The 11,000-nt window shown below is 34.5% G+C and carries 10 protein-coding genes and 1 tRNA gene; 7 read left to right on the top strand and 4 right to left on the bottom strand.

Annotation, left to right across the window (positions count from 1 at the left end; translation table 11 throughout):
* The first annotated feature begins 45 nt into the window (after window positions 1-45).
* From ACQY2P_RS06445 to ACQY2P_RS06425, 5 genes are read left to right on the top strand one after another with little or no spacing between them, the layout of a single operon-like run.
* Window positions 46-1,005, top strand: coding sequence for a methyl-accepting chemotaxis protein (locus tag ACQY2P_RS06445; protein ID WP_428325845.1), 960 nt, complete (start codon window positions 46-48; stop codon window positions 1,003-1,005).
* A 30-nt stretch (window positions 1,006-1,035) separates the two neighbouring features.
* On the top strand, window positions 1,036-4,845 hold the full coding sequence (locus tag ACQY2P_RS06440) for a S8 family serine peptidase (RefSeq protein ID WP_428325844.1): 3,810 nt from the start codon (window positions 1,036-1,038) through the stop codon (window positions 4,843-4,845).
* Window positions 4,846-4,888: 43 nt separating this feature from the next.
* Complete coding sequence (locus tag ACQY2P_RS06435; protein ID WP_428325843.1) at window positions 4,889-5,494, top strand: ubiquinol-cytochrome c reductase iron-sulfur subunit; 606 nt, start codon at window positions 4,889-4,891, stop codon at window positions 5,492-5,494.
* Window positions 5,478-7,082, top strand: coding sequence for a cytochrome b (locus ACQY2P_RS06430; protein ID WP_428325842.1), 1,605 nt, complete (start codon window positions 5,478-5,480; stop codon window positions 7,080-7,082). Before ACQY2P_RS06435 ends, ACQY2P_RS06430 begins: the two co-directional genes overlap by 17 nt.
* A gap of 52 nt (window positions 7,083-7,134) precedes the next feature.
* Complete coding sequence (locus ACQY2P_RS06425) at window positions 7,135-7,599, top strand: cupredoxin domain-containing protein (protein WP_428325841.1); 465 nt, start codon at window positions 7,135-7,137, stop codon at window positions 7,597-7,599.
* Here the strand turns inward: ACQY2P_RS06425 and ACQY2P_RS06420 are convergent.
* The 4 genes from ACQY2P_RS06420 to ACQY2P_RS06405 form a co-directional block, all read right to left on the bottom strand.
* Window positions 7,596-7,946 (bottom strand): hypothetical protein, encoded by a 351-nt coding sequence (locus tag ACQY2P_RS06420; protein ID WP_428325840.1) that lies wholly within the window; start codon window positions 7,944-7,946, stop codon window positions 7,596-7,598. The two genes, ACQY2P_RS06425 and ACQY2P_RS06420, sit on opposite strands and share 4 nt — an antisense overlap.
* 40 nt (window positions 7,947-7,986) lie before the next feature.
* Window positions 7,987-8,061 (bottom strand) — tRNA-Arg (locus tag ACQY2P_RS06415).
* A gap of 33 nt (window positions 8,062-8,094) precedes the next feature.
* Window positions 8,095-8,937 (bottom strand): DNA-3-methyladenine glycosylase family protein, encoded by an 843-nt coding sequence (locus ACQY2P_RS06410; protein WP_428325839.1) that lies wholly within the window; start codon window positions 8,935-8,937, stop codon window positions 8,095-8,097.
* 2 nt (window positions 8,938-8,939) lie between these two features.
* The gene (locus tag ACQY2P_RS06405) at window positions 8,940-10,205 is read right to left on the bottom strand and encodes an MBL fold metallo-hydrolase (RefSeq protein ID WP_428325838.1); all 1,266 of its coding nucleotides are present in this window, start codon (window positions 10,203-10,205) and stop codon (window positions 8,940-8,942) included.
* Window positions 10,206-10,318: 113 nt separating this feature from the next.
* On the opposite strand from ACQY2P_RS06405, the gene ACQY2P_RS06400 reads away from it, so the two are divergent.
* Together ACQY2P_RS06400 and ACQY2P_RS06395 are read left to right on the top strand one after the other, a co-directional pair.
* Window positions 10,319-10,531, top strand: coding sequence for a hypothetical protein (locus tag ACQY2P_RS06400; protein WP_012215921.1), 213 nt, complete (start codon window positions 10,319-10,321; stop codon window positions 10,529-10,531).
* A 139-nt stretch (window positions 10,532-10,670) separates the two neighbouring features.
* On the top strand, window positions 10,671-10,973 hold the full coding sequence (locus ACQY2P_RS06395; protein WP_012215920.1) for an ATP-binding protein: 303 nt from the start codon (window positions 10,671-10,673) through the stop codon (window positions 10,971-10,973).
* Window positions 10,974-11,000: the final 27 nt, after the last annotated feature.

The following is an 11,000-nucleotide window of genomic DNA, read 5'->3' as shown; positions in this document are numbered from 1 at the left end:
TTGAAATTTCAAATTTTCTTTCTGATTTTTTCTATATTACTGATAATGCCAATTCATTATTCTTATGCGCAATCTGACACCATAAACGAGGAATTTGCTGGGCTTAGTTTGTTTACAAATAGTAAAGTCTATGCACCATCTCATAATCTTCAAATCTATGGAACTGGTTTGCCTGAAGAAAATTTAATTTTAAGATTATTTGCTCCTGATGAAACTATTGCAAAGTTTGATCAGTTGACAACTAATGCTGATGGTTCCTTCAACTATTCTTTATTGACATGGCCGCAACCTTCATCTAATTTTCCTTATGGTACATACACTGTAGAAGTAATTAGTACTGCCCAAAATGGAATTTCAAAAACAATTGATGTAAAATTTTCATCCACCACTGATCTAGTTGATGTTCCTGTTGAAAGACATATCAACACATTGGTTTTTGCACCTGAAACTGCTGCTATAAACCAGCCAATTCGAGTATTTGTGCAAACAACAAGTGATGGATTGTTGATAGGAAACGAAGCAGGCATTAAAGAATTATTGGGAACCACACATGTTCATCTACCTTCAGGGATGACTGTAACATTAACTAATTCATTCAAAGCTCTACATCAAGGGCTGTATTATGTAGATTATACGCCAATTGAAGAAGGAACTCATGTCTTTCATGTAATAGCATTTAGTCAGGGAACCACATCTCATGGTTCTGCTGCAACAAATGTTCTTAGCCAAGATTTAGGTGGAATATCTGAACAGATAATTAGATTAAACACAATTTTAGATGATACATCCAAAGAACTGGATGTTTTAAAATCTGAAATTGAAGGATTTGATAATACGCTAGAAACTGCAAGTGAAAAAATTGATGAAAGTACGGGAACAATTTCAACATCTGTTGAATTCATTAGTGAGGCATCTTCTCAACTAAACTCTCTATTATTCCCAATTATTGCATCTATAGGAATCATTGTTGCATTACAGATTGCAATTTTGGCACGAAGAAGATAGTTATATAATGTAAGAAACAAAAATTCTTTGATGCCCAAAGCGGCTATTCTCTTTTCAATCCTTCTTTTATCCTCTGTAATAACAAATTCTTATGCATTTACTGGAGATGATGTGCAATTTCAGGGAAACTCAGAAAAAATAGAATTTACTTCTCAAATAATTGACATTGACCCAAATTTTTTTGTTGAAAACAATTTCAAACGTTATTTGATTTTTGGAACAAATTTTCAAAATTCTGATCACTTAAAAAATAATTCAATTTATGGAGCACAATCTGATAATGGATTTTTTTATGTTTCACTTTTATCTGAAAAATCAGCTTCATTATTGGCAAGTCAAGGCATTCATGTAATTGAAGATTCTAAATTAGATTTTCATTCAGCAAATAATGAAATTGTTGATGCGTCAAGAATTGGTGAGATTACTGGTTCAGATAATGCAAAACAAAATTACAATGCATCAGGAAATGGAACTGTTATTGCAATTATAGATACTGGAGTTGATTTTTCAAATCCCGATATCCAACACTCTCTTGCTAGAAATGAGATTAATCATCCCATCATGCTTGACCCTGATGGACAAGGAATTGTTCTAACAAATTCAACTTTTTTTGCATACATTGATGAAAATGAAATTATACGAAATTACAGTAGACCCATTCCTGAACATATGACTTCTTCTGCATATGTTACTAAAGAAGGAGTATTTCTTGATCTTTCTCAAGGGGGAAAGGGAAGTGATATCCAAATTTATAATTCATTTTTTCCACAAATTGGTCCATCCCCAATTTTTAAAGGAACATTAGATAAGGATATGAAAATCGGGCAAGATAACAGAAACTACATAAAATCCCAAAGTGGAGAATATCGTCTTGGTGTTATGTATCAAGGTGGATTAAGTGGACCTCTTGCAAAAGTTCAAGTCGTACCTGTTCTTGTGGTAGATTCTTTTGTTTCTGGTGTGTACGATACAATTATTCCTGATATGAGTACTTCTTGGGAAGACTATACTAGATTCAGCTTGCCTCCTGGACAACAACCAAACTATGATTTTGATTTTACTGATGAAAAACCAATTGTTTTAGGAAGTGGTAAAGAATTTCTTGTTTATGATTCAAACAATGATGGAAAAATAGATTATAGTGCTGGAACAATTGGAGCACAAGTTTTAGATGTTTATGGTGTTATTAGAAATAATTCTACCGAAATTGATGATACATTAAATGCGATTAATGGAACTCTTTTACCTGCATTAGATTCTAATGGTGAATTTTTTGGTGTAATGACTGATTTTATGGGGCATGGTACTTCTAGTGCTGCATCAATTACTTCCCGTGGACAAGAAACATACGATATTTACAATGACACAAAAAAATATTCTATAACGGGAGTTGCTCCTGATGCAAAAATTTTACCTGTAAAGGCATTGTGGTTTGGTGATACTGTTTATGCATGGTTATGGTCTGCAGGATTTGAAAATCAAAATAATACCTGGAAGTTTACTGGCAAACCTAGAGTAGATATAATTTCTAACAGCTGGGGAATTTCAAATTTTCCATCCTACAAATCTGCACCTGGAATGGATGTGTTATCATTAATTCAAAGTATACTTGCAACCCCTCATTCCCTTGATGATGATTATCCTGGAGTTGTAATGGTATCTAGTGCTGGAAACTCTGGTCATGGATATGGCACAATTGGATTACCTAATGCATCTCCATTTGGAATTGCAGTTGGAGCCACTACCAACAATGTTTTTGTTGGATATGGACCATTCAAAGACCAACCAAGATTTGGAAATTCAACTAATCACTATAATCATGTAGTTGATTTCTCAAGTAGAGGACCATCATCAATTGGTGATCCAAAACCTGACGTCATGAGTATTGGTGCTCATGGATTTGTTCCATCAAATATGATAAAAACTAAAAAAGATTCAAAGGATGAATCCTTTTCATTATTTGGTGGAACCAGTATGGCTGCACCTCTAGTTTCTGGAAGTGCTGCAATTCTGATTGAAGAGATGACTAAACAATCTCAAAATTATGACTCATTCATGATAAAAAATATCTTGATGTCAACTGCAGTGGACATGAATAATGATCCTTTTACACAAGGTTCGGGGTTGGCAAATGTTAATTCTGCTTTGGATTATGTTCATGGAAAAAATGGTGTATTTATGGTAACTAATGAAAATTCTTATGAAAACATCAAAAAAATTCTTGAACCTTCAATTGAAAACTTTGATTATGCTGCAGTAGGTTTTGAACAATTTAAATTCCCTTCACACTCTCTCCCTATGACTAGTTGGTTTGCAGGACAATTAACTGCAGGAGATCGAACTACTGTAACTTTTACCATTACTAATCCTACAGATGATGAATTATTTGTTGATGTAAAACCAAAAACCTTGTCTCTTATCAAACATACTCAATTTAATGGGACAACATTTCCTAGACAACAAGATTCAATTCTGAATAAAACTGATACATTTATTCCAAATTATGTAAAATTATCTGATGTAAAACCCCATGAAGACCTAGAAGATTTCTTTGATGATGAAAACCCCATCCCTGATGAATCATCTTTATTGATTTTGAATGTGAATTTTCCTTTTGCCCAATTTATGAATAGCACTTCTGATGTCTATGCTGATGACCTCAAAATTTCTTCATTATACTTGTATGATTGGCTTGATAACAACAATGACACAAAAATTACTAGTGATGAAATATCTCTAGTTAACAGAGGCGGTTCTTGGGGAACTGTTCAAGAAATTCGAGTTTCAGAACCAAATGAAAAATTTGACGGTGTTCCATTAGTTGGTGTTTATCCAGTTCCTACACGATACTCTTATTGGTTAGGAAACACAAATCAAAATTCCACTTCAATGGATTATACCATATCTGCAAGTTATTATCAAAATGATAAATGGTCTATGTTGTGGCCTGAATCTGAAACAATCACTGTTCCTTCTAATGATGTTTCAACAGTAGATGTAACTTTGGTTACTCCAATTGATTTGGAAACAGGCGTGTATCAAGGATTTTTGAATTTTCAAAGTGATGTGCATGAAGTAAATGCACCCGTATCATTTGTAATTAAAGAACCTGTAACCGAAAATGATTCAACGATAATAATTCATGGAACACAAAGTGATGATGTTATTTATGGAAATGGATACACCAAAGGAGCATTTGATATGGTTAATCGTTACATGGCAGGTGATTGGCGACAATATTACTTTGATGTACAAAATGAATTTGTAAACTCTGCAGCTATAGAACTTTCTTGGACTCATGATGACACAAATCTAGCCGTATTTGTTATGGATCCATTAGGACAAATTATCCAAACTAATGTTCCCTCTGGAGTGTTTGGACATTTCCTTGGATGGCCATCACTTGATTGGTTAGGAACTGCCCCCTTTAGTCAAGGCGGTGGATTTTTCCCAGTAAAAAACAAAGACGACACATCAACTGTATTGTATGTACCAATTAATCAAACTGGCACTTACACATTGTTGACACACTCTACGTTATTTGGAGGAAATTCTACAACTGAAGCTATTACACTAGCTGCAAAATTCACAAACATTTCTTCTGAAATGATATCTCTAGATTCGGAAATTATGATGGAAGATGAAACATATTCAGACCTAGAAAAAATCACTAAAAATGAAACTATTTCCCCTGAAACAGAATCTAATCCAAAAGAAAACCCCGTTACATCTGATGACTCTGATTCTTTGCTTTTAACAGGAATTGGAATAGGAATCGCTATTGGAATCGCGATCGGAATTGTTTCTATTATTGTACTTAGACAAAAACCTGCAAAGTAACTGAACAAGGTTTATAAGCAATTTGGCGAGTACGTCAGCTTGAATGTCAGAGGTGGGGACGAAAAAGTCTGCCGGATTATCCCGAAGAGACTTTCTAAAGTTAATGGGTGCCGCAGGAACTGGTTTAGCTTTTGCTCCATTTGTCCCATTTGGTAATTTCATGCCAAACCCAAATCAGGCTTCACTTGAAAAAGTGCCTGTGATTTTGCCTGATGGCACTCAAGCTAATGTTAACAATTATCCAATAAATCACGCTGAAGTTATTACATATCCTGCAACAGGTGATGCCGCACTTGATGCTGAAGCATTTCGTAAATGGCAATTCATTAGACTACCTGAAGAATTAGGTGGAGGGAAAAGTGATGTTTCTGCATTTAGAGCTTATAGTATGATCTGTCTTCATCTTTGGTGTTTGTGGAAATATTGGCCTGATGAGGGAAGAAAGAGAGGTGAATGTCCTTGTCATGGCAGTATGTATGATCCACTTACTGGAAGAGCATTTGTTGGTCCTGCATCTGTTCAAGCTTCACCATCTGACACTTTACCTAAACTAACTTTGGAAATTGATTCTGATGGATTAATCTACATTTTACCCCCAAAGTTTAACGCACAAGAAAATGGAGTAATTGGATATGGCCGTTTCGCTTGAGCCAAGAAGAAACGGTGTAGTTGAATTTCTTTATTGGTTATGGGAAGGTGTAGATAGAACTATCTTTACTGCAATCAAGTTTTCATTTCCTGCAAGATTTGTAAGTCCATTTGGATTTTTGGGAATGCTTACATTCATCGTGTTTATTATTCTAGGAATTTCTGGAGCTCTGCTCATGTTTTACTATCAACCGATATTGGATAGAGCATGGGATAGTGTTCAATTCATTAATGATGAAGTTCCATTTGGTTTCCACATTAGAAACATACACTATCATGGTTCTAATGCAATGGTTCTCTTAGCTGTTCTTCACATGTATTACCAATACTTTAGTGGAAGATACAAAATTCGAAATGAAGTCTTATGGATGACTGGTGTTATTTTAGGTGTTGTTACTATCTTAGAAGCATTTACTGGATATGATGTTATATTCTCTGAAAGAGCAGAACTTGCAATTAGTATTGCAGCGTCGTTAACTACGTCAATTCCTATAGCGGGCCCTGTCATACGTGACGCGGCGCTGGGTAGTGGGTTCTCGGACTTTGTATTAAGATTCTATGCTCAACATGTGTTCTTGTTACCAATAGTTATGCTTGGATTAATGGCGGTTCACTTCCCAAGATTCTTGGTATTTGATGTACCAATGGTAATGGCAATTGGTGGTGCTATTTTGATTACTGGAGGTGTGTTCCCAATTGATTTAGGATTCAAGTTTGAGCCTACCGTACCGCCTGGTGTAACCGTTCCTGAATGGTATTTGACTGGAATTTACGCTTTCATGAGAACGCAATATGACAAGTTTGTAACAGGATTGTTATGGCCTTTGATATTCATTATATCGTTTGTATTGATTCCATTCATTGATAGATACAAGAAATTCTCTTGGAGAGAAAGACCAATCATTACTGCATTTGGTATTACTAGTCTTGCACAAATTATGGTGACGACTTATTGGGGATTCTATATCTCTCCAGATATCTCAATTCCATTAGTTGAGCGTTTGGTAATTGATCCTGTATTCTTCTACAGTGTGATGATATTGTTAGTTCCAATGAGCTTTGGATTTACTTACATGATGATCAAACTTGCAAATGAAGCAGAAAGAAAATCAAAATTAGCAAAAAGTACTGGTCCAAAGAAAGTTGCAACATTAAACTTGTCTGAAAAATGGATTAATTGGTTACTTGTTGCATTATTAGCATTCCAAGTATTCCTCAACATTGCAGCATACAATGCAGCAATAACTGGAATGAATAACATCTCGTTGTTCTTCATAGGACTTATCCTAATGGTGTTTGCTGGATTCTTCCATATCTACAGATATGGAATGAGTGAGCAAAAGAATGCTCCCCCACCCCCACCAGCACCTGTATCTGATGAAAAACCAAAACTATCTGAACCTGAAGAATCTTTTCAACTTGAAGGCTCTGGAGAATCTGCAAAACTTCCAGAAGGTGAAACTGCCGCAGAAAAATCTGAAGAGAAACCTATTGCTCCAGAAGTTTCTACACCAAAAACTCAAGCTGACTTGGGAGTTGGTACAGACAATAATCCAAATCTTGGTACTGGTGATCTTAACAAACCATGATCTCAAAAATCACAAACAAGCTTTATAAGAACTTGAGAGGCGAAAAAAAATTATGAGTAGTCCAACATCTAGTCATGCTTATGGTATTGGACTCATTGCATTACTTGTTGGATTATCTGCTTCTGTAGTCTTTTACACTTCATTTTATCTTCCTGAATCTTTAGCAAAACCATCTGTTTCTGATCATATCTTACATCCTGAAGAAGAATTTTTCTTAATTGAAATTGTTCCAGGTGCCGTTATAGATGGAAATGAAAACTATGTTCCAAACAAGCCAACGGTTTTGCTGACGTTTACAAATAATGTGAAGTGGATAAACAATGATGATACTGCTCATACTGTAACTCCTGATCATAGATATGCTGATGGATATAGTGGTGACTTTGGTTCTCCTGGAGTAATCAAACCTGGAGATTCTTATGAGTTCTTATTTACTGAACCAACCGTACTTCATTATTTCTGTCAACCTCATCCATGGATGAAAGGCGAAATTTCAGTAGAGAAGAGTAGATTCTAGACAGAATATTTTGCAAAAATTATCTGACTTTCAATTTCTTTATGTTGTTCGATAATTGATGCCCTAAATTTCACTTCATATTCTTGAGTTGGTTCAAATTTTATTACTGCTGTAAACTCTGCTTTATTCTCTGACATTGTATCTTTATTGATAAACAATCTTGCAACATTATTTGAAATGGTTTTCCCATTGTATGACTTGTAAGTGATATGCTCATTTGAATCCAAAATCTGTGTATTGATAACTACCCCATCATATCTTCCTGGGTATGACACAGAAATTGTTCCTGCGATTTCAGAATTTGGATGAATATCAGTTGAATTTATCTTGAATTCTATATCTTTCACAAAAACACATCTTCTGGTTAGAATAAATAATTTTGTTAAACGGGCCCAAAGGGCTTCGATCCCTTGACCATTGGATTAGAAGTCCAACACTCTATCCATGCTGAGCTATGGGCCCAAAAACCTAGCAATTAATTACCATTTTAAGGGTTTACAGCCACTTTTTTTGGTAATTCTCTCTTTCCATTTTAAAGAGAAATTGCTGTGCATATCCTGCATATTGACCAAAATGGTCTACAATCTTTTCATGTAAGATGTCATATTGTTTTTCTGTAATTGTTTTAGTATCTATTTGAAATTTTTTTGAATAATATTTTTCTAAAATTCTAATCATCCATCTATCTAATGGAAATGCTTCTAATTTATCAAGAGAAAATAATAAAATACAATCTGCAACTTTATTTCCTATTCCTGGTATGATTCGAATTTTCTTTTTTGCATCAAAATAACTACTTGTTTTCAAATCTTCAAGTGTAACTTTTCCAGAAGATATAATTTTTGAAGCATCTTTTATGAATTTTGCACGATATCCAACACCACAATTTTTAATTTCATTAATAGATGCTTTAGAAAGAGTTTTTGCATTAGGAAATAGAAAAAATTCTTGATTTTTGTATTCTATCCTTTCTCCAAATTTTTGTGATATGTTTTCAAGATTAGTTTTAATTTTTTGAATATTGGAATTTGATGATACAATAAATGAAATCAAACATTGAAATGGATCTTGTTTTATAATTCTTAATCCTGGATATTTTTTTACAGCAATTTTTACTGTTTTATCTTTTGAAATTGATTTAATTATCTCATCTAAATTATCTTTATTTCTAAAAAAATCTGTTTTGTAATTTTTTAAAGATTTTATTTTTCCATTTTTGTCTACTTGGAGAATATCCCGTCCATTAACCCCGTACCAAAACTCTTGATTTTTTCTCCAAAGAAAGACTTGACCACTATTTATTGAATTTTCAACATCTACTGATTGGTTAATTTGCATTTTTAGACAGCAATCTCTTCATTGACTGCAGGAGAACTTGCTTCTAATCCAAATTTTTCATGAATCTCTTGTGCAAATAAATCACATGATTCTGAATCCCCATGTACTGTCAATACCTTAGGATTTCCTTTAATTTTCTTGATCATATCAAACAATTCATTCCTATCTGCATGGCCTGAAAATTGAAACTGCTTTACTTGGGCAGTTACATTGAGGTCTTTTCCTCTAGTTGATACTGTTCCTGTTTCTAGCAATTTTTTACCTGGAGTACCTTCTCCTTGGTAGGAAACAAGAGCTATTCCGTTTCTATCATCAAATGCTAGATGCTGTAAATAGAAAACTGCATTTCCTCCAACTAACATACCTGCAGGTGAAATAACAACACATGGTTCATCCATCGCACGTTTTCTTTCAGAATGTTCTCTGATTGCAGTTGCTCCTTTGATTGCATCAGAAAATACTTTTGGATCTCGTAAATATTCTGGATGCTTAAACATAATTTCATTTACTTTTAGTGCCATTCCATCCATAATGATTCTGTGTTTGAAATTCGCACTCTTCAAAATACACGCAATCTCTTGAGAACGTTCAACTGAAAATGATGGAATGAACAAAATACCTTTTCTATCCATCACTTCATTTGCAAATTCTATTAGTTCTGCTTCTGACTCCTTTCTTGGTTTTTGTTCTGTCTTTGCGTAGGTACTTTCAGTAATCAACATGTCAATTTCTCCAATATCCAAATCCATTTCTCGAAGCATTCTTGAACCATTTGTTTTGATATCACCTGTATAGAATAGTCGCTTATTCTCAGATTCTACTAGAACTGTACTGCCACCAATCACATGTCCTGATTCTCTTAACTCAAATGTTGCATTACCTTTGGTGATTCTTTGTTTGAATCCAATCTCTTTTGCATTTTTCATCATGTTGTTTAATTCTGGTATGTCAAATGGATGTGAATTTTTTTCAATTTTTAACATATCTTCAATCAATAATTTTGATAAATCAAATGTCGGTGGAGTTGCATAAACATCCGTATTTCCACTCACAAAAAGAGATGGAACGTTTCCAGAATGATCTAGATGAGCATGAGTAATAATTATTCCATCCAAATCCTTAGGCTTTACGTGAAGTGGGTATTGTGGAGGTGTACCTCTTCTACCAAATAATACCCCATAATCAAGCAATAGATTTGTTCCATTACAATTCACCAAAAAGCCTGATCTACCTACCTCGTTGGCAGCTCCTAAAACTTTAACATTCAAGAATTAAAATGATTTTTCATCTACGTTAAAACCTTCTTGAGAAAGACCCGATCATTATGCTTAACATGGAATCTTCAAAAGCTTTAATTAGTGCAAGCTAAGATCCGATCCTCATGGGAAGAAGCTTCCAAGAATGGTTAGGACAACAAGATCAAGCCGTCGTCGCTAAAACACGTGCTGGTGACGAAGCAAACAAACCGCTCCTAAACCAAATTAACTGGATTTGGGTTAACAATCTGATGAATCAGAAAGCAGACCTTAATCCATCTTCTGCAGAATTACTTGACTGGGTTACTTCTGGTCAAATAGACGCAATGAGAAAATAAACGTGATTATCACGTTATCTTTTTGTTTTTTAAATTTTCAATCTAGATTCTGCGCATAATATTTGTCGATCAAATTTCATAACAGGGTTATGGATATCAATCATGGTTTAAATAGTAACCAAGCATTCTTAATTTTGTAATGCCAATAGCAATACTTCCAGACATCGATGAACAAAGATGTATCGGATGTGCACTATGTGTAGAAATCTGTACAACTCTTGGTCCTGATGTCCTTAGAGTAAAACCTGTTGAAGGCTGGAAGAGAGGTAAAGCATTTGTATTTTATCCAGAAAGATGTATTTCTGATGGTGCATGCATCGGTGTATGTCCAACGAAATCAATCTTTTGGATGAGACCAATGAATTACACTGCTGGACAACCAGTACCTCTTCACAAAAACGGTATCTTCATCAACGGTTGGGCAGAAGACGCAGCACTATAAGGCTGAATCTTTTAGCACATTCTTTTT

Source organism: Candidatus Nitrosopumilus sp. (assembly GCF_965262695.1).
Taxonomy (GTDB): Archaea; Thermoproteota; Nitrososphaeria; order Nitrososphaerales; family Nitrosopumilaceae; genus Nitrosopumilus.
The sequence above is the reverse complement of the archived record's forward strand: the minus strand, read 5'-3'. Positions and strand labels throughout refer to the sequence as shown.